The organism is Mycobacterium sp. 852002-51971_SCH5477799-a (genome assembly GCF_001667145.1).
Classification (GTDB): domain Bacteria; phylum Actinomycetota; class Actinomycetes; order Mycobacteriales; family Mycobacteriaceae; genus Mycobacterium.
This window is the reverse complement of record NZ_LZIF01000079.1, coordinates 1-19,273: the sequence shown is the minus strand read 5'-3', so window position 1 is coordinate 19,273 and position 19,273 is coordinate 1. Positions and strand designations below refer to the sequence as shown.

The following is a 19,273-nucleotide window of genomic DNA, read 5'->3' as shown; positions in this document are numbered from 1 at the left end:
CGCAAACGGCGGGGTGGATCAGAAGCAGTGCTCGTCGGCGGGGAACACCCCGCCGGCCACCTCATCCGCATATTGAATTGCCGCCCGGCGCAATTCCCCGCCGATGTCCGCGAACCGCTTGACGAAGCGTGCGGCCTTGCCGCCGCTCATGCCGGCCATGTCCTGCCAAACCAGCACCTGGGCGTCGCAGTTCGGTCCGGCGCCGATTCCGATGGTCGGGATGGTCAGCTTGCCCGTGATCTGGGTGGCCAACTCAGCCGGCACCATCTCCATGACGACGGAGAACGCGCCGGCCTCGGCGACGGCAATCGCGTCGTGCACCGTCTGCTCCGCCGCGTCACCGCGGCCCTGCACCCGAAAGCCGCCCAGGCCGTTGACGCTTTGCGGGGTGAACCCGATGTGCGCCATCACCGGGATGCCGGCGGCGGTCAGGCAGGCGATCTGCTCGGCCACCCGCTCGCCGCCCTCGAGCTTGACCGCGTGCGCGCCGCCCTCCTTCATGAACCGGGTGGCGGCGGCCAGCGCGGCGGCCGGCCCGGCCTCGTAGCTGCCGAACGGCAGGTCGGCGACGACGAGCGCGTGCGGGGCACCCCGCACCACGCCGCGCACCAGCGGAATCAACTCGTCGATCGACACGGGCACGGTGGTGTCGTAGCCGTACACCACGTTGGCCGCCGAGTCGCCGACCAGCAGCACCGGGATGCCGGCCTCGTCGAAAATGCGGGCGGTCGAATAGTCGTAGGCCGTGAGCATGGCCCACTTGTGCCCTTCGGCCTTCATCTTCTGCAGGTGGTGGGTGCGGATCTTGGGCCTCGCCTTTTCGGACTGCGCAGGCGAGTTTGCACCGTAAACGTTGTGCTCAGACATCATTGTCCCTAGTGGTGGTCGGTTCGATCCTCGTGGCCGCTGCGGGTCCCCGGGTTCGTTTGACCTTTTGATTCTGCCATTTCTTTTGCGCAGTCGCACCGCCACGGCGATGTGAGACATACCATGCCGCGCATGCGGCGGCTGACTGGAGTGGGCGGCGGTGCCGCTAATCATGATCTCAGGTTTCCTCTGGCAGCATAGGTTGGCATGGGCCTGTCTCGCCGCGGCGATATCGCGCGCACGCTGCTGATCTGGACGTCGATGGCTGCCGTCGCGCTGCTTCTGGCGGGCTGCGTCCGCGTCGTGGTGGGACGTGCCGTGATGTCCGGGCCGAAGCTGGGCCAGGCGGTGGAGTGGACGCCGTGCCGCACCGCGAACCCCAAGGTCAAACTCCCGGCCGGCGCACTGTGCGGCAAACTTGCCGTGCCGGTCGACTACGACCACCTCGACGGCGACGTGGCGACGCTGGCCATGATTCGTTTTCCCGCGACCGGAGACAAGATCGGCTCGCTGGTGATCAACCCGGGCGGGCCGGGCGAGTCCGGCATCGAGGCGGCGCTGGGCGTCGTGCAGTCGTTGCCGAAGAAGGTCCGCGAACGATTCGACCTCGTCGGCTTCGACCCCCGCGGGGTGGGGTCGTCGCGCCCGGCGGTGTGGTGCAACTCCGACGCCGACAACGATCGGCTGCGCACGGAGCCCAACGTCGACTACAGCCCGGCCGGCGTCGCCCACATGGAGGACGAGACCAAGCAGTTCGTGAGCCGCTGCATCGACAAGATGGGCAAGGGCTTCCTGGCCAATGTCGGCACCGTCAACGTCGCCCGGGACCTCGACGCCATCCGCGCCGCGCTCGGTGACGAGAAGCTCACCTACCTCGGCTACTCCTATGGCACCCGGATCGGGTCGGCCTACGCCGAGGCGTTCCCGCACAACGTGCGGGCCATGATCCTGGACGGTGCGGTCGACCCCAACGCCGATCAGATAGAAGCCGACCTTCGTCAGGCCAAGGGATTCCAAGACGCATTCAACAACTACGCCGCCGACTGCGCGAAGCAGCCGACCTGCCCGCTGGGCACCGACCCGGCCAAAGCCGTGGACGTCTACCACAGCCTGGTCGACCCGATGGTCGACCCGAACAACCCGATGGTCGGCCGGCCCATTCCGACGAACGACCCGCGCGGTCTGGGCTACAGCGACGCGATCATCGGCACCATCATGGCCCTGTACTCGCCGAACCTGTGGCATCACCTGACCGACGGTCTTTCCGAACTCGTCGACCACCACGGCGACACCCTGCTCGCCCTGGCCGACATGTACATGCGCCGCGACTCGCACGGCCACTACAGCAACGCCACCGACGCGCGGGTGGCGGTCAACTGCGTGGACCAGCCGCCGATTACCGACCGCGCCAAGGTGATTGACGAAGACCGCCGCTCCCGCGAGGTCGCACCGTTCATGAGCTACGGGCAGTTCACCGGCAACGCGCCCCTAGGCACCTGCGCGTTCTGGCCGGTGCCGCCGACCAGCAAGCCGCACACCATCTCCGCGCCCGGCCTGGCCCCCACGGTGGTCGTGTCCACGACCCACGATCCGGCCACCCCGTACAAGGCCGGGGTCGATCTGGCCAACGAGCTGCGCAGCTCGCTGCTCACCTACGACGGCACCCAACACACCGTCGTCTTCCAGGGCGACGGCTGCATCGACAACTACGTGACGGCGTACCTGGTCGGCGGCTCCATTCCGCCCGACGGCGCCAAGTGCTGACGCGCCGCTGACGCCGAACGTGCACTCCCGGCGAGATTTTCGACGATTCTTCGACGTGAGTGCACGCTCGGCGACGACGACAGCCGAGACCAAGGCGTAACCGTTTCGCGCTGTGACGGGAACCCAGGGCTGCGACGATGACAGCCATGTCGCGCCTGAGATCCTTGAGCTCGGCGCTGTTCTCGTTGCTCATCGTCGGTGGTCCCTGCGCCCTCGCGCCGCACCCGGCGGGCGCCACGCCGGAACCGGGTGCCGGACAAACGCCGGGCCCCAATCCGCCGTCGGCCGCAGTGCCGCAGGGCTGGGGCAGCTGCCGCCAATTCGTCAGTGACACAAGCGATATTCCCACCGCGCAGTGCACCACCGTGTCGGTGCCGATCGACTACAACAACCCCGCCGGCACGCAGGCCAAGCTGGCGGTGATCCGGATACCCGCGACGGGACAACGGATCGGATCCCTTCTGGTCAATCCCGGCGGCCCCGGCGGCTCGGCGGTCGACATGGTGTCCGCGATGGCCCCGGAACTCGAAGACTCTGCCATCAGGCGCAATTTCGATCTGGTCGGCTTCGACCCCAGGGGAGTCGGTCACTCGACGCCCGCGCTGCGCTGCCGCACGGACGCCGAGTTCGACGCGTACCGGCGTGAGCCGATGGTTGACTACAGCCCGGGCGGGGTGGCGCATATCGAGCAGCTCTACCGGCAGCTGGCCCAGCAATGCGTCAACCGGATGGGCACGGCGTTTCTGGCCAACGCCGGCACCGCCTCGGTCGCGCGCGACATGGATGCAGTCCGTCAAGCGCTGGGCGACGACCAGATCAACTACCTGGGCTACAGCTACGGCACGGAGCTGGGCACCGCCTACCTGGAGAAGTTCAGCAACCACGTGCGCGCGATGGTGCTCGACGGTGCCATCGACCCGACCGTCGGGCCGATCGACGAGAACGTCAATCAAATGGCGGGGTTCCAAACCGCTTTCACCGACTACGCCACCGACTGCGCCCGCTCGGCGGGCTGCCCGCTGGGCACCGACCCGACCCAATTCGTCAACCGATACCACGCGCTGGTCGACCCGCTGGTGACCAAGCCGGGTCGCACCGCAGACCCGCGCGGCTTGAGCTACGCCGACGCGACCACCGGCACCATCAACGCCCTTTACACGCCGGCGCACTGGAAATACCTGACCAGCGGCCTGCTCGGCCTGGCCCGCGGCACCGACGCGGGCGACCTGCTGCTGCTCGCCGACGACTACGACGGGCGCGACAAGGCTGGGCACTACTCCAACGATCAGGACGCGTTCAACGCGATCCGCTGCGTCGACGCGCCGAATCCGACCGACCAGGCCAGCTGGGTGAGTGCCGATCAGCGCATCCGCCAGGCCGCGCCGTTCCTCAGCTACGGGCAGTTCACCGGGAATGCTCCCCGCGATGTGTGCGCGCTCTGGCCGGTGCCGCCGACGTCGGCGCCGCACGCCGCGCAGCCGACGGCGGCCGGCAAAGTCGTCGTCGTCTCCACCACCCACGATCCGGCCACGCCGTATCAGGCCGGGGTGAACCTGGCCCACCAACTCGGCGGGCCGCTGATCACCTACGACGGCACGCAGCACACCGCGGTGTTCAACGGCCACCAATGCGTGGACGCTGCCGTCGTCCGGTACTTCGTCGCAGGCACGCCGCCGCCGGCCTCTTACAATTGCCAACCCTGACCAGCGACGGACAATACGGTCGCCATCGAATCGTTTGCTGATTATCCGGGGTTAAGGCTGGGTATTTCTCTGACCATGCGTTTCATCTATCTCGCTGTCACGGCCGGGCTAGCCGTCGCCGTCTTGTTGATCGCCCCGGCTGTGCTGATGGGCGCGTCTGCTCACGCTGATTTCAGTGGTTACCGTCGCTGCGTGGGCAAGATTACGGAACCGGTCGCGGAAGCCGACCCACAGAACTTGCAGCTCATCGGCGAAATCGAACAAGACCTCAACTCTGGTGTGACGCCGGCGGCCGAAGCCCAAAAGGTTTCCCACAAGGGATTCAACCCTCAGCTGGCCAACGGGATTGTTCAGTGCGTGATTGAGGAGCACCCGTAGTGGCTTTTGCGAAGCCGTAAAAGCCCCTTGCTCAAAAGGGGCCTGGAGGCCAGGTCACAGCACAGCGGTACTGATCCGGTAACACAGAATTAACAGCAGTTGCATACTGTTCGGGATATGGATCGACAGAAGGAATTCGTCCTCCGCACCCTCGAAGAACGAGACATTCGCTTCGTTCGGCTGTGGTTCACCGATGTGCTCGGTTTCCTCAAGTCGGTCGCCATCGCCCCGGCCGAGCTCGAAGGCGCCTTCGAGGAGGGCATCGGTTTCGACGGATCCTCGATCGAGGGCTTTTCGCGGGTCTCGGAATCCGACACCGTGGCCAACCCCGACCCCTCCACCTTCCAGGTGCTGCCGTGGGCCTCGCCCAGCGGCCACCACCACTCGGCGCGAATGTTCTGCGACATCACCATGCCGGACGGATCGCCGTCTTGGGCCGATCCGCGGCACGTCCTGCGCCGCCAGTTGCAGAAGGCCAACGACCTGGGCTTCTCCTGCTACGTCCATCCGGAGATCGAATTCTTCCTGCTCAAGCCGGGCCCCGACGACGGGACGCCGCCGGTTCCTGTCGACAACGCCGGCTACTTCGATCAGGCCGTCCACGACTCCGCCTCGAACTTTCGCCGCCACGCGATCGAAGCCCTGGAATTCATGGGCATCTCAGTGGAATTCAGCCACCACGAGGGCGCGCCCGGCCAGCAGGAGATCGACCTGCGGTTCGCCGACGCGCTGTCGATGGCCGACAACGTGATGACGTTTCGCTACGTCATCAAGGAGGTCGCGATCGAGAACGGTGCCCGCGCGTCCTTCATGCCCAAGCCGTTCGGGCAGCATCCCGGCTCGGCGATGCACACCCACATGAGCCTGTTCGAGGGTGACGTCAACGCGTTCCACAGCCCCGACGATCCGCTGCAACTCTCCGATGTGGGCAAGTCCTTCATCGCCGGGATCCTCGAGCACGCCTCGGAGATCAGCGCGGTCACCAACCAATGGGTCAACTCCTATAAGCGATTGGTGGGGGGTGGCGAGGCGCCCACCGCGGCGTCGTGGGGTGCGGCCAACCGGTCCGCGCTGGTGCGGGTGCCCATGTATACGCCCCACAAGACGTCGTCGCGGCGCGTCGAGGTCCGCAGCCCCGACTCCGCGTGCAATCCGTACCTGGCCTTCGCCGTGCTGCTGGCCGCCGGACTGCGCGGGGTGGAGAAAGGCTACGTGCTGGGCCCGCAGGCCGAGGACAACGTGTGGGACTTGACCGCCGAGGAACGGACCGCGATGGGATATCGCGAGCTGCCGACGAGCCTGGACAGCGCGCTTCGTGCCATGGAGTCCTCCGAGCTGGTCGCGGAAACCTTGGGGGAGCACGTGTTTGACTTCTTCCTGCGCAATAAGCGCACGGAGTGGGCCAACTACCGCAGCCACGTCACCCCGTACGAGCTGAGCACCTACCTGTCGCTGTAGCCGGTATCGGGCGGCGATCAGGCTGAAGATCGGCTGGTTGCGCTACGGTCGTGGTCGTGACCAAACCCGCGACGCAGCGCCCCAGGCTGCCCAGCGTCGGCCGGCTCGGGTTGGTCGATCCGCAAGCGGCCGAACGCATGGCACAGCTGGGCTGGTACGAGCACGACGACCAGGCACACGTCGACCTGCTCTGGTCGCTGTCGCGCGCGGCCGATCCCGACGCTGCGCTGCTCGCCCTGGTTCGGTTGTCGGAGAACCCCGATGCCGGATGGGATCAGCTCAATGCCGCCCTGCTCGCCGAACGCCCGCTGCGCGGTCGGCTGTTCGCCGTGCTCGGCTCGTCGCTGGCCCTCGGTGACCACCTGATCGCCCAGGCGGGGTCCTGGAAACTGTTGCGCGGCAACGTCAAACTGCCCACCCGTGACGAGCTGTGCGACATGTTCACCGAGTGCGTCGACGAATCGCTGGCCGCGCCGGGTTCGGCGATGGTGCGGTTGCGCACCCTGTACCGCGACCAATTGCTGATACTGGCCGCGCTGGATTTGGCCGCGACGGTCGAGGACGAACCGGTGGTCCCGTTCACCGTGGTGGCGGCCCACCTGTCGGATCTGGCCGATGCCGCGCTGGCCGCCGCGCTGCGGGTGGCCCAGAACAGCGTGTGCGGCGACCGGACGCCGCCGCGGCTGGCGGTCATCGCAATGGGCAAATGCGGTGCCCGCGAACTGAACTACGTCAGCGACGTCGACGTCATCTTCGTCGGCGAGCAGGCCGACACGGTCACCGCGCGGGTGGCCAGCGAGATGATGCGGCTGGCCTCCGAGGCGTTCTTCCAGGTCGATGCCGGCCTGCGGCCGGAGGGCCGCAGCGGTGAACTGATCCGCACGGTCGAGTCGCACGTCGCCTACTACCAGCGCTGGGCGAAGACCTGGGAGTTCCAGGCGCTGCTGAAAGCCCGGGCGGCGGTGGGCGACCCGGAGCTCGGGCAGCGCTACCTCGACGCGCTGATGCCGATGGTTTGGGTCGCCTGCGAGCGTGAGGACTTCGTGGTCGAGGTGCAGGCCATGCGCCGCCGAGTTGAACAACTGGTGCCCGCCGAGGTCCGCGGTCGCGAAATCAAGCTCGGCAGCGGCGGATTGCGCGACGTGGAATTCGCCGTGCAGCTCCTGCAGCTGGTGCACGGCCGCGACGATGACTCGCTGCACGTGGCGTCGACGGTGGACGCGCTGGCCGCGCTGGGCCAGGGCGGCTACATCGGACGCGAGGACGCGGCCAACCTCACCGCCTCCTACGAGTTCCTCCGGCTCCTCGAGCATCGGTTGCAGCTGCAGCGGCTCAAGCGCACCCACCTGCTGCCCGAGGCCGACGATGAGGAGGCGGTGCGCTGGCTGGCGCGGGCCGCCCACATCCGGCCGGACGGTCGCAATGATGCGGCCGGGGTGTTGCGCGAGGAGTTGCGACACCAGAACCTGCGGGTGTCCCAGCTGCACGCCAAACTCTTCTATCAGCCGCTGCTGGAATCGATCGGCCCGGCCGGGCTGGACATCGCGCGCGGCATGACCTCCGAAGCCGCCGAGCGTCAGCTGGCGGCGCTGGGCTACGAGGGCCCGCAGACCGCGCTGAACCACATGTCGGCCCTGGTCAACCAGAGCGGACGGCGTGGCCGGGTGCAGTCGGTGCTGCTGCCCCGGCTGCTGAACTGGATGTCGTACTCGCCCGATCCGGACGGCGGCCTGCTGGCCTACCGGCGGCTGTCCGAGGCGCTGTCCGCAGAGACCTGGTATCTGGCCACCTTGCGCGACAAGCCCGCGGTGGCCCGCCGGCTCATGCACGTCCTGGGGACCTCGGCGTACGTGCCGGACCTGCTGATGCGCGCGCCGCGGGTCATTCAGGATTACAGCGACGGCCCGTCCGGCCCGAGGCTGCTCGAGACCGAGCCCGCCGCGGTCGCCCGCGCGCTGATCGCATCGGCCGGCCGCTACTCCGACCCGGTGCGGGCGATCGCCGGGGCGCGCACGCTGCGGCGGCGCGAGTTGGCCCGCATCGCGTCCGCCGACCTGCTCGGCATGCTCGAGGTCACCGACGTGTGCGGGGCGCTGACCTCGGTGTGGGTGGCGGTGCTGCAGGCGGCGCTGGAGGCGATGATCCGGGCGAACCTGCCCGTGAACAAAAAGGCGCCGGCCGCGATCGCGGTCATCGGCATGGGCCGGCTGGGCGGCGCCGAGTTGGGTTACGGATCCGACGCCGACGTCATGTTCGTTTGCGAACCGGCGTCCGGTGTCGAGGATTCCGCGGCGGTGCGCTGGGCGACGGGTGTCGCCGAGCAGGTGCGGGCGCTGCTGGGGACGCCCAGCGTCGACCCGCCGCTGGAGGTGGACGCCAACCTGCGGCCCGAGGGTCGTCAGGGCCCGCTGGTGCGCACCTTGGCGTCCTACGCCGCCTACTACGAGCAGTGGGCGCAGCCGTGGGAGATCCAGGCGCTGCTGCGGGCGCATTCGGTTGCCGGCGACGAGGAGCTGGGGCGTCGGTTCCTGGTGATGGCCGACAAGACGCGGTATCCGTCGCACGGGGTTTCCCGCGAGGCCACACAGGAGATCCGCCGCATCAAGGCCCGTGTCGATTCCGAGCGGTTGCCGCGCGGCGCGGACCCGAACACCCACACCAAGCTAGGGCGTGGGGGGCTGGCCGACGTCGAGTGGACCGTGCAGCTGCTGCAACTGCGGCACGCTCACGAGATTCCGGCGCTGCACAACACTTCGACGCTGCAGTGCCTGGACGCGATCGCGGCGGCCGACCTGGTTCCCGCCGATGAGGTGGAGCTGTTGAGGCAGGCCTGGCTGACGGCGACCCGGGCGCGCAACGCGCTGGTTCTGGTCCGCGGTAAGCCCACCGACCAGCTGCCCGGGCCCGGCCGTCAGCTCAACGCGGTCGCCGTGGCCGCGGGCTGGCCGACGGACGAGGGCGGGGAGTTCCTGGACAACTATCTACGGGTGACGCGACGAGCAAAAGCGGTGGTGCGCAAGGTGTTTGGAAGTTGAGTCAGGAGGCCGGCGCGTTGGACGCCATATTCGAGGTGCTCAGCGCGGCGGAGGCCGATCGCGTGACCGCGCTGTACGCTCCGTTGGCCGATGCGGTCCGCGAGCTCGTCGACGCCACCATCCGGACCGAGGCGGACGACGAGGTGGTCGCCGAGGCCAGGAAAGCGATCGAGGCCGTCACCGCATCGTTGCGACAGCGCACCCGCCCGCTCGGGGTGAGCTATCGCGTCAACGGCCGCCCGCTGCCGTTGGGCAACGCAGCGATCGGCGTCTGCAACCCCATCGCCCCGCCGATCGTCGTGCACCACGAGGGCGAGGGCCGCTGCTGGAGCGAGTTCACGCTCGGCTCGGCGTACGAGGGCCCGCCCAAACTGGTGCACGGCGGCGTCAGCGCCCTGGTGCTCGACCACATGCTCGGCGAGGCGGCCAGCGAGGGGCTGTCGAAGGCGCGCTTCACCGGAACCATCACGGTGAAGTATCTACGCGGCACCCCGCTGGGCCCGCTTCGCTGTGAGGCGTGGGTCGACGGCAAGGACGGCCGCAAAGTCTTTGCGCGCGGCACCATTTCGGATGCCGCGGGCGTCACCGTCGAGGCCGAGGGTGTCTTCATCGAGCCGGCCTGGGCGCAGGAGGTGCAGTGAAGTTCTACATCAGCAGCGCCTTTCTGAACACCCGCGAGATCATCGAGCTCGCCAGGGCGGCCGACGAGCTGGGCTATGACGGGATCGGTATCCCCGACCACGTCGTCAATCTGGAGACGCTGGACACGCCGTACCCGTACACCAAAGACGGTGAACGGCGGTGGCAACCCTTCACCGACTGGCCCGATCCCTGGGTTCTCGTTGGTGCGCTGGCCCAGGTCACCACGCGGTTGCGGTTCGTCAACACCGTCTATATCCCGGCGATGCGCAACCCGTACTCGGCGGCGAAAGCCATTGGCACCGCGGCGGTTTTGGCGTCGGGCCGGGTAGAACTGGGTATCGGGGTGGGGTGGTGCCGCGAGGAGTTCGCTTTGATGGGCGAGCAATTCGAGGCCCGCGGCAAGCGCACCGATGAGATCATCGACTTGATGCGGGCGTTGTGGGCGCCAGGCTGGACCGAGTTCGACGGTCAGTTTTATCAGGCGCCGCGCCTCGAGATGCAGCCCACGCCGCCGCCGATACCGGTGTATGTCGGCGGGCTCAGCGACATCGCGCTGCGCCGTGCCGCCCGCAACGACGGCTGGATCGGCGATTTGATCAAGTCCGAGCAGGCCATCGATGCGGTTGGGAGGCTGCAGGAGCTGCGCGCCGAGAACGGTTTGAGCATGGACGATTTCACCATCTTGACGCCGCTGACCGACGCGTTCACCACAGCCGACTATCAGCGGGTCGAGGACGCGGGCATCACGGGCATCATCACTATGCCGTGGATGTTCTACGCCGGGCCCGACGCCAGCCTGGACGACAAGATCGACGGCATGCAACGCTTCCGCAAGGACCTCGCGCTCGACGGCTAGCGGCCGCGACACTTAAATGTTGGCGAAGACACGCCGCCGAGGCCCGCCGTGGTTTATGTTTCGGGGCGCACTTAGTTGACTCGCTCGCGACGCGAAAAACCGGAGCATAATTGGAATATGGGCCGAAGCCGGCTTTTCAAATGACCGGGTGGCTTCGGACAGATTGGGAAAGCATGATGACCGACGATTCCAATACGAGTCAGCCCTCGCCCGCTGACCTTATCGAGCAGGCACTCGACGTCATCATGAACCGCTTCGATCTCGACGCCGAACGAGCCTTGAAAGTGCTCCGCAGCATGTCACGCGAAACGAGGACACAGATGTGCGTGGTCGCCGAGCAACTAATCAACGACAACCCCTCGGAAGCCGTGCGGCGGGAAATGAATGCGCCGCTTCGGCTGGTCCCTAGAGACGAAACGATAGTTTGACGGCCATTGCCATTGCAGGACTCAACAAACGCGATTAACGGCGCGGTTGCCGGGTAAACCCAGGCAATGGTGCGTGATATCAGGATCATCGACGCCGAACTGCGGTCCGTGGTGGCGCTCCGCCGTGCGGCGCGCGAGCGGGGCGGTCCGCTGCCGTCGATAGACGTCGCGGACGCGCTACTGGACGAACGCTGCGAGCTGACTCGCTTCACACCTGTTCGAGAGGTCGCGAAAGCGTAGCGTTCGCCGACTCGTCCGTGAGGTCCGGCCGCGGGCGAATGGACCCCCGGGGGATCGGTGGCGTGGGCTGACTGAGTGCAGGCTAAGAAGCTGCTGTGGAACTCCAACAATCCGCGGTGAAATTAACGCTGTCGCATACAGTTGACTTGGCGTGACCGGTCACGTCATCAAACACCAAACGTCAAACCGACGGGTTACCAAAGCGTTCAGCACCGTGCAGCTTCAGCGCGGTGCTGCGGAGGCGGCAGATTATCCGCCCTTCGCGACAGTGTCTCGTATCGGATGGTTCGTCTGGCACGCCCAAGTGTCCCTGAGGTGTTCACCAACGTGCAGCGTGCTGTGCGCGATGGTCCGTATGCCGTGCTAGCTCCATGTGGCTGCGGGTTAGGCGTGATGACTAGTAGTTAAGGAACAGAGAGCATGGGTTTAGCGCGTCAACTTGCCAGCGGTGTCGCCGGAATGATCTATCGCCCCGGCGATGACATCGCCGAGGAGTACCACAAGTGGTACTACGGGACACTGACGCAGTTACAGACTTCCTGGCTAGGCGTGACGTGCTGGAAATCCGTGTCGGACATGTGGAATTTACCAGGAGATCCTGGCCGAACTGCAGCCGTCACTCGTGGTGGAATTCGGCACCCGGTTCGGGGGATCGGCGCTGTATTTCGCCGCTGTGCTGCGCCAACTGAACCGGCCCTTCCGGGTTTTCAGCGTCGACGTCAGCCATAGCGATGTGGCCGATGTCGTTCGTGGAGACCCCGATATCGAACTAATGGAGTGCTCCTCAACGCTGCCGGCGGTGGCCCAGCGAGTCATCGAACTGCGCAACGAAAATCCAGGCCCCGTGTTCGCCATCCTCGATAGCGACCACACGATGGGACACGTGTTGGCCGAGATGAAATTGCTGCGGCCAATACTGCACGGTGGCGACTACATGATCGTGGAAGACGCCAACGTCAATGGCCATCCCGTGCTTCCCGGTTTTGGCCCGGGCCCCTACGAGGCCATCGAAGCCTACGAGCGCGACTACCCCAACGATTACGTCCATGATCAGAAGCGCGAAGCAAAGTTCGGGTTCACGTTTGCGACCAACGGGTTTTTGATCCGGCAATGAGTCTGATGGATTAAGCGAGGGGCCAGATGCCGGTGAGTCCACCCGCTCGGCGATCGGTGCTGTGATCGCGAAGCGGGTGGACTCGACCGTATCGACCGCGGACGCTATGACCGGATCACGAGCGGTGCCGCGAGTGGTAGCCGGTAGCCGCCTTACACGTCGTAGTACAGCGCGAACTCGTAAGGGTGCGGCCGGATTTGGACCGGCAGGATCTCGTTCTCGCGCTTGAAGCTGATCCACGTCTCGATGAGGTCGGGCGTGAACACGCCGCCCTCGGTGAGGTATTCGTGGTCTTCTTCGAGCCGGTCGATCACCGCGGACAGCTGGGTGGGCGCCTGCGGGATGTTGGCGGCCTCCTCGGGCGGGAGCTCGTAGAGGTCCTTGTCGACCGGCGCCTGTGGCTCGATCTTGTTCTTGATGCCGTCCAGGCCAGCCATCAGCATGGCCGAGAACGCCAGGTACGGGTTGCCCGACGAGTCGGGGCAACGGAACTCGAGCCGCTTGGCCTTCGGGTTGGTGCCGGTGATCGGGATGCGGACACACGCCGACCGGTTGCGCTGGCTGTAGACCAGGTTGATCGGCGCCTCGTAGCCGGGCACCAGACGCTTGTAGGAGTTCACCGTGGGGTTGGTGAACGCCAGCAGCGACGGCGCGTGGTGCAGCAGACCGCCGATGTAGTGGCGGGCGGTGTCCGACAGGCCGGCGTACCCGGTCTCGTCGTACATCAGTGGGCTGCCGTCCTTCCACAGCGACTGGTGGGTGTGCATGCCGGAGCCGTTGTCACCGAACAGTGGCTTGGGCATGAACGTCACGGTCTTGCCGTTGGCCCACGCCGTGTTCTTGACGATGTACTTGTAGAGCATCATGTCGTCGGCCGCGTGCAGCAGCGTGTTGAACTTGTAGTTGATCTCGGCCTGGCCGCCGGTGCCCACCTCGTGGTGGCCCTTTTCCAGGCTGAAGCCGGCGGTGATCAGGTTGGTCAGCATCTTGTCGCGCAAGTCGACGTAGTGGTCGACGGGGGCGACGGGGAAGTAACCACCCTTGGGGCGCACCTTGTAGCCGCGGTTGGGGCTGCCGTCGAGCTCGTTGGGCGAGCCGGTGTTCCACCAGCCCGAGATGGCGTCGATCTCGTAGAACGAGCCGTTGGTGCGCGAGTCGAAGCTCACCGAGTCGAAGATGTAGAACTCCGCCTCGGCGCCGAAGTAAGCGGTGTCGGCCACGCCGGTGCTGATCAGGTAGTTCTCGGCCTTGCGGGCGATGTTGCGGGGGTCGCGCGAGTACGGCTCGAGGGTGAAGGGGTCGTGCACGAAAAAGTTGAGGTTCAGCGTCTTGGCTTCGCGGAACAGGTCGATCTGCGCGGTCGCCGGGTCGGGGAGGAGCAGCATGTCGGATTCGTGAATGGATTGGAATCCGCGAATCGACGAACCGTCGAAGGCTAAACCATCCTCAAAAACGCTCTCGTCGAAGAACGAAATCGGGATTGTGAAGTGCTGCATGATGCCGGGCAGGTCACAAAACCGGACGTCGACAAATTCGACGTTCTCGTCCTTGGCGAGTTTGAAGACGTCGTCGGGCGTCTTGTCCGTCACAGAGTGCTCCTTTACTTGGTGAGATCCGCGGCCTGACGCTATGGAGCAGATGTTGCCCGTCAGTCAACCCGGTGTTGCGCGCACGTTACGTGACCATGCCACACGCTAAAAGTGGCCGCTTGGGCGCGGGTTCTATTGTGGGGCCATGGATCGCAAGATCGTATCTTTTCCGGTGGCCGGGCGCACCGTCCGCCCTAGTTACCAGACCGACCCAAAGGGTCATGCGGACTGCGGTCCGCGCCGGTGATGGCCGAATCGCGATCCGCATATCCCGGGGAAAAGCTGGGATTTCCGCAGAGCGGTCCGGGCTCCCTGGCGCCGATGGGGCGCCGGCTGGGCGCGTTGATGATCGACTGGCTGATCTCGTACGGTCTGGCGGCGCTGGCCATGCGTTTCGGCTTGTTCTCCCAACCGGTGCTGGCCACCGCGGTCCTGGTGATCTGGTTCGTGCTGGGCGTTGTTTTCTTGCGATTGTTCGGATTCACCCCGGGCCAGCTGGCGCTACGCCTGCAGGTTGTGACGGTCGACGGCCGTGGGCTGGTCGGCCTGGGCCGCGCGGTAGTGCGTGGCGTGCTGGTAGGCACGGTCGTGCCGGCGTTGTTCACCGACTGGGACGGCCGTGGAATGCAGGACAGGCTGACCGCGACGGCCGTGGTGCGCCGCTGAGCTGATGGCGGCGAACTACTTGCGGCGCACCGTGCGCTGCACGCCCCGCATCTTGCCCGAGTTGGGCAGCGGCCCCTTGGGCAGGACGGCGGCGCCGGCCCGCGACCCCAGCGCGGCCAAGCGCGACTCCAGCGTGTCCATCTGCTTGACGGTGATGTTGGCCGGCAGCCGGGTGAGGTGGCGCTCCAGCTTGGACAGCGGCACCTCGTCCTCGCCGTTGCCGACGATGATGTCGTAGATCGGCACATCCCCGATCAGCCGGGCGGTGCGCTTCTTCTCCTGCGCCAGCAGCGGTCGGACCCGCGTGGCGGCTCCCTCGCCGACCAATATGACGCCGGGCCGGCCGATCACCCGGTGAACGGCGTCGAAGTGGCCGGTCGCAGCGACTCCCGGGGTCACCCGCCACTTACCGCGCAGGTTATCCAAAGCCCAAGCGGCGGCCCCGGTTTGGCCTTCCGCTTTGCGATAGACCGACTTCTGGGCGCGGCGGCCGAACACGATGAAGGCGACCAGACCGCCCAGCACGACGCCGAGCGGGATCAGGGTGATCATCGTCAGCCCGCCGGCCCAGATGCCGACCCCCACCGAGATGCCGACGATCAGCACGAAGGCGCCGATCATGTAGGGCAGGAGACGCTTGTCCTCTTGGCGCTGAATTTTGAACGCCTGCCACAGCTGGGTGCGGCGCTCCCGCGCCGCGGCCTTGCGGGCAGCCTGTGCCTCCGCTCGGGCGGCCTTGTTCTGCGCGGCATTGCGGGGTTTAGCCATAGTCAAAGAATACGTAGGGCGCGACCGGCCGACGCCGCTACCGTGCCGCGGCGTCGTCAGCGCGGCTGCGGGCGGCTTGCTCGTAGAGCCGCCCCGCGCGATAGGAGGAGCGCACCAGCGGCCCGGCCAGCACCCCGGCGAAACCCAGCTCCTCGGCGTGCTGCGCGAAGTCGACGAATTCCTCCGGCTTCACCCAGCGCTCGACGGGGTGGTGACGCGCCGACGGGCGCAGGTACTGGGTGATGGTGATGATGTCGCACCCGGCGTCGTGCAGGTCGGCGAGGGCGGTGCGCACCTCGTGCGGGGTCTCGCCCATGCCGAGGATGAGGTTGCTCTTGGTGACCAGGCCGAAGTCGCGCGCCGCGGTCAGCACGTCGAGGCTGCGCCGGTAGGTGAAGGCGGGCCGGATCCGTTTGAAAATGCGTGGCACGGTTTCTACGTTGTGCGCCAACACTTCCGGTCGCGACTCGAACACCTCGGCGAGCCGGTTCGGCTCGCCGTTGAAGTCGGGGATCAACAGCTCCACGCCGGTCGACGGGTTGAGCTCCTTGATGGCGCGCACGGTCTCGGCGTACAGCCAGGCTCCGCCGTCGGGCAGGTCGTCGCGGGCCACCCCGGTGATGGTGGCGTAGCGCAGGCCCATGGTGCGCACGCTGTCGGCGACCCGCCGGGGCTCGTCGCGATCCAGTTCGGCGGGCTTTCCGGTGTCGATCTGGCAGAAGTCGCAGCGGCGGGTGCACTGATCGCCGCCAATCAAAAAGGTGGCCTCCCGGTCCTCCCAGCATTCGAAGATGTTGGGGCAGCCGGCCTCCTCGCACACCGTGTGCAGCCCTTCGCGCCGGACCAGGCTCTTGAGCTGGGTGTACTCCGGTCCCATGCGGGCCCGCACCCGGATCCACGGCGGTTTGCGCTCGATCGGGGTCTCCGCGTTGCGCACTTCCAGGCGCAAGAGCTTGCGTCCCTCCGGTGCGACAGTCACATCGCTGATGCTACGCGCGCGGCAGGGTGGTCACGGACCGGCAACACCCCGTCCAGGGCGTCGCAGACCGCATCGCCGACCGCCGTCTGGACATCCTCGACCGGCACCGGGCGGCGCAGTTCGGCCGACAGCGACGTCACTCCGGCGTCGCTGATGCCGCACGGCACGATTGCGCTGAACGCGTCCAGGTCGCAGTCGCAGTTGAGGGCGAATCCGTGCAGGGTGGTCGCCCGCGATACTCGTACACCGATGGCGGCCACCTTGCGGTCGGGGCGGCTGTCGGTGCCCGGCACCCACACCCCGGACCGGCCAGGCACCCGGACTGCGTCGACACCCAAATCGGCGCAGACCTTGATCAGCGCTTCTTCCAGGCGCCGCACGTAGTTGACGACGTCGAGCGGTCCGGCCAGGCCGATGATCGGATACCCGACCAGCTGGCCCGGACCGTGCCAGGTGATCTTGCCGCCGCGGTCGGTGTCGACGACTGGTGTGCCGTCCACCGGCCGTTCGTGCGGTTCGGTGCGTCGGCCCGCGGTGTAGACCGCGGGGTGCTCCAGCAGCAGCAGCGTGTCGTTGCCGCCGGCCACCCGGGCGTCGGCCAGATCGCGTTGCCGCTGCCAGGCCACGCGGTAGTCGACGGTGCCGAGCTGGCGGACGTCGATCAGTGCCTGGCTGGATCGGATGGAATCGATCACGTTCGCGACGGTACTCGGCCCGGGCCGGCGGGCACAGCCCGGTGGCGCTAGTCGTGGTCGCGCCGGGCGGTGGCGTAAGCGAGCGCTTCGCCAATCGTGTTGTGGTGGAAGACGAAACCGGCACGCTCCAGCGCGGACGGGATGGCGCGCTGCCCAATCAGCAGGCCCTCGTCGGCGAACTCGCCGAGCGCTGCCCGGATGGCAAAACCGGGCACCATCAACGGGGTTGGGCGGTTGACGGCCCGCCCGAACGCGGTGGTGAACTCGGCATTGGTGACCGGAGCGGGCCCGGTCATGTTCACCGGGCCGCTCAACTCGGAGTCGAAAATCGCGAACAACAGCGCACGCACTTCGTCTTCGAGCGTGATCCACGACATGTACTGCCGCCCGCTGCCCAGCCGGGCGCCCAGGCCGGTGCGGAACAGCGGCCGCAACCGTCCCAACGCGCCACCGGCGGAGGAGAACACCAGCCCGGTGCGGGCCAGCACCACCCGGGCGCCGCCGTACTGAGCGGGCAACGTGGCGGCTTCCCAGTCCTCGCACAGCTGCGCCAGGAAACCCGTTCCCGCACGGTCGTTTTCATCGACGACGTGGTCTTTGGTGTTGCCGTAGAAGCCCACCGCGCTGGCGTTGACCATGGTCGCCACACCCGCGTCCGCGACGGCATGCGCCAAGACTTCGGTGGGGGCGATGCGGCTGTCGCGCAGACTCTGCTTGAAGGCGCCCGACCATCGCCGCCTGCCGATGTTGACGCCGCACAGGTTGACGACGGCGTCGACGTCGCCGAGCGTGTCGGGATCGAGGTCGCCGGTCTCGGGATTCCAGTGCAGCTCATCGGCATTCGCCGGGGCCCGGCGCACGATGCGCAACACCCGGTGATCGGCCGCGCGCAGGGCCGCGGTGAGGGCGGAACCGATCAGGCCAGACGAACCGGCAACCGCGATGACGGCGTTCTGACCAGCGGGAGCCACGTTCGCTTGTCCTTCTTACAGGCCGAGGTCTGCCTCGAAGGCTCCCTCTTCCAGCCGGTGCTTGATGGTGGTCAGGAAGCGGCCGGCGTCCGCGCCGTCGATGAGTCGGTGGTCATAGGTCAGGGGCAGATAGCAGATCGAGCGGACGCCGATCGATTCGTTGCCGCCCTCGTCGACCACGACCCGCGGCCGCTTCACGATCGCGCCGGTCCCCAGCATGGCGGCCTGCGGCGGAACCAGGATAGGGGTGTCGAACAGCGCCCCCTGGCTACCGATGTTGGTGATGGTGAAGGTGCCGCCGGACAGCTCGTCGGGCTTCAGGTCGCCCGACCGGGCGCGTGCGGCGATGTCGGCGATCGCCCTGGCCAGCCCGGCCAGTGACAGGTCGCCCGCGTTGTGCACGACGGGGGAGAGCAGGCCCTGTTCGGTGTCGACCGCGAAGCCGAGGTGCTCGGCGTCGTAGTAGGTGATCTCCTTGGTGTCCTCGTTGTAGCTCGCGTTGACGTTGGGGTGGATCTTCAGCGCGTCGATCACCGCCCGGGCGATGAACGGCAGGAAGGTCAGGTTGACGCCCTCGCGCTCGGCGAAAGCCGCCTTCGCCCTGGCCCGCAACCCGACCAGCCTAGTCATGTCGACCTCGTGGGTCTGGGTGAGTTGGGCTGTCGCCTGCAGGGATTCGCGGGTTTTGTTCGCGGTGATCTGACGGATCCGGCTGGCCTTCTGGGTGGTGCCGCGCAGATGCGCCAGCGTCGGAGCGGCGGTGGGCGCCGCGGCGGCTTTCGGCGCGGCGGCAGCGGGGGCGGCGGGCGCGGCCGCGGGCGCCTGGGTGGCCCGTTGCTTCTGTTCGGCGGCGGCCAGCACGTCTTGCTTGCGGATGCGTCCGCCCACGCCGGTGCCTGTGACCGAGTTGAGGTCGATGTTGTTTTCGGCGGCCAGTTTTCGCACCAGCGGCGTCACGTACGGGGTGCCGTCGGTCCCCGCGCTTGCCGGCTGGGGCGTCGGGTGCGGTTGCGCCGGTTGAGGTTTCGGCTCCGGCGCGGGCCTGGGCTGCGGCGCAGGCGCGGGTTCGGGCTTGGGCTGTGCCTGGGGCGCCGGTTGCGACTTGGGTGCGGGTGGGGGC

Annotated in this window: 17 protein-coding genes and 1 pseudogene; 11 read left to right on the top strand and 7 right to left on the bottom strand. The window is 67.1% G+C overall.

Going from position 1 to position 19,273, the window contains the following annotated elements; genetic code table 11:
- Positions 1-18 precede the first annotated feature (18 nt).
- Positions 19-867, bottom strand: coding sequence for a 3-methyl-2-oxobutanoate hydroxymethyltransferase (gene panB / locus A5753_RS09345; protein WP_067126259.1), 849 nt, complete (start codon positions 865-867; stop codon positions 19-21).
- A gap of 207 nt (positions 868-1,074) precedes the next feature.
- On the opposite strand from panB, the gene A5753_RS09340 reads away from it, so the two are divergent.
- The 10 genes and pseudogenes from A5753_RS09340 (at position 1,075) to A5753_RS09300 (ending at position 12,485) form a co-directional block, all read left to right on the top strand.
- Positions 1,075-2,631: an alpha/beta hydrolase gene (locus tag A5753_RS09340; RefSeq protein ID WP_067126159.1), complete on the top strand. Its 1,557-nt coding sequence runs from the start codon at positions 1,075-1,077 to the stop codon at positions 2,629-2,631.
- Between the two features lie 137 nt (positions 2,632-2,768).
- On the top strand, positions 2,769-4,334 hold the full coding sequence (locus A5753_RS09335; RefSeq protein WP_067126155.1) for an alpha/beta hydrolase: 1,566 nt from the start codon (positions 2,769-2,771) through the stop codon (positions 4,332-4,334).
- A 75-nt stretch (positions 4,335-4,409) separates the two neighbouring features.
- On the top strand, positions 4,410-4,712 hold the full coding sequence (locus A5753_RS09330) for a hypothetical protein (protein WP_067126153.1): 303 nt from the start codon (positions 4,410-4,412) through the stop codon (positions 4,710-4,712).
- A gap of 117 nt (positions 4,713-4,829) precedes the next feature.
- Positions 4,830-6,170 (top strand): type I glutamate--ammonia ligase, encoded by a 1,341-nt coding sequence (glnA, locus tag A5753_RS09325; RefSeq protein ID WP_067126150.1) that lies wholly within the window; start codon positions 4,830-4,832, stop codon positions 6,168-6,170.
- A gap of 50 nt (positions 6,171-6,220) precedes the next feature.
- Positions 6,221-9,205 carry a bifunctional [glutamine synthetase] adenylyltransferase/[glutamine synthetase]-adenylyl-L-tyrosine phosphorylase gene (locus A5753_RS09320; RefSeq protein WP_067126148.1) on the top strand — a complete coding sequence of 995 codons (2,985 nt, stop codon included), beginning with the start codon at positions 6,221-6,223 and terminating at the stop codon, positions 9,203-9,205.
- Positions 9,202-9,846 (top strand): PaaI family thioesterase, encoded by a 645-nt coding sequence (locus A5753_RS09315; protein ID WP_067126146.1) that lies wholly within the window; start codon positions 9,202-9,204, stop codon positions 9,844-9,846. The genes A5753_RS09320 and A5753_RS09315 overlap by 4 nt, the downstream gene beginning before the upstream one ends.
- A complete protein-coding gene (locus tag A5753_RS09310) occupies positions 9,843-10,703 on the top strand; it encodes a TIGR03619 family F420-dependent LLM class oxidoreductase (protein ID WP_067126144.1) in 861 nt (286 codons plus the stop codon). Before A5753_RS09315 ends, A5753_RS09310 begins: the two co-directional genes overlap by 4 nt.
- 173 nt (positions 10,704-10,876) lie before the next feature.
- Positions 10,877-11,131, top strand: coding sequence for an ANTAR domain-containing protein (locus tag A5753_RS09305; RefSeq protein WP_197694646.1), 255 nt, complete (start codon positions 10,877-10,879; stop codon positions 11,129-11,131).
- 66 nt (positions 11,132-11,197) lie between these two features.
- Positions 11,198-11,371: a hypothetical protein gene (locus A5753_RS24315; RefSeq protein WP_156656036.1), complete on the top strand. Its 174-nt coding sequence runs from the start codon at positions 11,198-11,200 to the stop codon at positions 11,369-11,371.
- A gap of 420 nt (positions 11,372-11,791) precedes the next feature.
- Positions 11,792-12,485 (top strand): annotated as a pseudogene (locus tag A5753_RS09300) (CmcI family methyltransferase).
- A 152-nt stretch (positions 12,486-12,637) separates the two neighbouring features.
- On the opposite strand, the gene glnA (A5753_RS09295) reads toward A5753_RS09300, so the two are convergent.
- On the bottom strand, positions 12,638-14,074 hold the full coding sequence (glnA, locus tag A5753_RS09295; protein WP_067126139.1) for a type I glutamate--ammonia ligase: 1,437 nt from the start codon (positions 14,072-14,074) through the stop codon (positions 12,638-12,640).
- 246 nt (positions 14,075-14,320) lie between these two features.
- Between glnA (A5753_RS09295) and A5753_RS09290 the strand changes: the two genes are divergently transcribed.
- Positions 14,321-14,740, top strand: a complete 420-nt coding sequence (locus A5753_RS09290) for an RDD family protein (RefSeq protein WP_067126257.1) — start codon at positions 14,321-14,323, stop codon at positions 14,738-14,740.
- A gap of 15 nt (positions 14,741-14,755) precedes the next feature.
- On the opposite strand, the gene A5753_RS09285 is transcribed toward A5753_RS09290, so the two are convergent.
- From A5753_RS09285 to sucB, 5 genes are all read right to left on the bottom strand, one after another.
- Positions 14,756-15,508 carry a DUF4191 domain-containing protein gene (locus tag A5753_RS09285; RefSeq protein ID WP_067126137.1) on the bottom strand — a complete coding sequence of 251 codons (753 nt, stop codon included), beginning with the start codon at positions 15,506-15,508 and terminating at the stop codon, positions 14,756-14,758.
- Between the two features lie 37 nt (positions 15,509-15,545).
- Complete coding sequence (gene lipA, locus A5753_RS09280; protein WP_067126134.1) at positions 15,546-16,487, bottom strand: lipoyl synthase; 942 nt, start codon at positions 16,485-16,487, stop codon at positions 15,546-15,548.
- Positions 16,484-17,182, bottom strand: a complete 699-nt coding sequence (gene lipB, locus A5753_RS09275; protein WP_067126129.1) for a lipoyl(octanoyl) transferase LipB — start codon at positions 17,180-17,182, stop codon at positions 16,484-16,486. Before lipB ends, lipA begins: the two co-directional genes overlap by 4 nt.
- 47 nt (positions 17,183-17,229) lie before the next feature.
- Positions 17,230-18,153, bottom strand: a complete 924-nt coding sequence (locus A5753_RS09270; protein ID WP_067126127.1) for a TIGR01777 family oxidoreductase — start codon at positions 18,151-18,153, stop codon at positions 17,230-17,232.
- 15 nt (positions 18,154-18,168) lie between these two features.
- Positions 18,169-19,273 (bottom strand): 2-oxoglutarate dehydrogenase, E2 component, dihydrolipoamide succinyltransferase (gene sucB, locus A5753_RS09265; RefSeq protein ID WP_067126254.1); only part of this gene is annotated, 1,105 nt, incomplete at its 5' end.

Excerpts from the sequence above, each read along its gene's own strand:
- panB (WP_067126259.1), bottom strand. The coding sequence starts at position 867 with ATGTCTGAGCACAACGTTTACGGTGCAAACTCGCCTGCGCAGTCCGAA.
- A5753_RS09340 (WP_067126159.1), top strand. The coding sequence starts at position 1,075 with ATGGGCCTGTCTCGCCGCGGCGATATCGCGCGCACGCTGCTGATCTGG.
- A5753_RS09335 (WP_067126155.1), top strand. The coding sequence starts at position 2,769 with ATGACAGCCATGTCGCGCCTGAGATCCTTGAGCTCGGCGCTGTTCTCG.
- A5753_RS09330 (WP_067126153.1), top strand. The coding sequence starts at position 4,410 with ATGCGTTTCATCTATCTCGCTGTCACGGCCGGGCTAGCCGTCGCCGTC.
- glnA (WP_067126150.1), top strand. The coding sequence starts at position 4,830 with ATGGATCGACAGAAGGAATTCGTCCTCCGCACCCTCGAAGAACGAGAC.
- A5753_RS09305 (WP_197694646.1), top strand. The coding sequence starts at position 10,877 with ATGATGACCGACGATTCCAATACGAGTCAGCCCTCGCCCGCTGACCTT.
- A5753_RS24315 (WP_156656036.1), top strand. The coding sequence starts at position 11,198 with ATGGTGCGTGATATCAGGATCATCGACGCCGAACTGCGGTCCGTGGTG.
- A5753_RS09290 (WP_067126257.1), top strand. The coding sequence starts at position 14,321 with ATGGCCGAATCGCGATCCGCATATCCCGGGGAAAAGCTGGGATTTCCG.
- A5753_RS09285 (WP_067126137.1), bottom strand. The coding sequence starts at position 15,508 with ATGGCTAAACCCCGCAATGCCGCGCAGAACAAGGCCGCCCGAGCGGAG.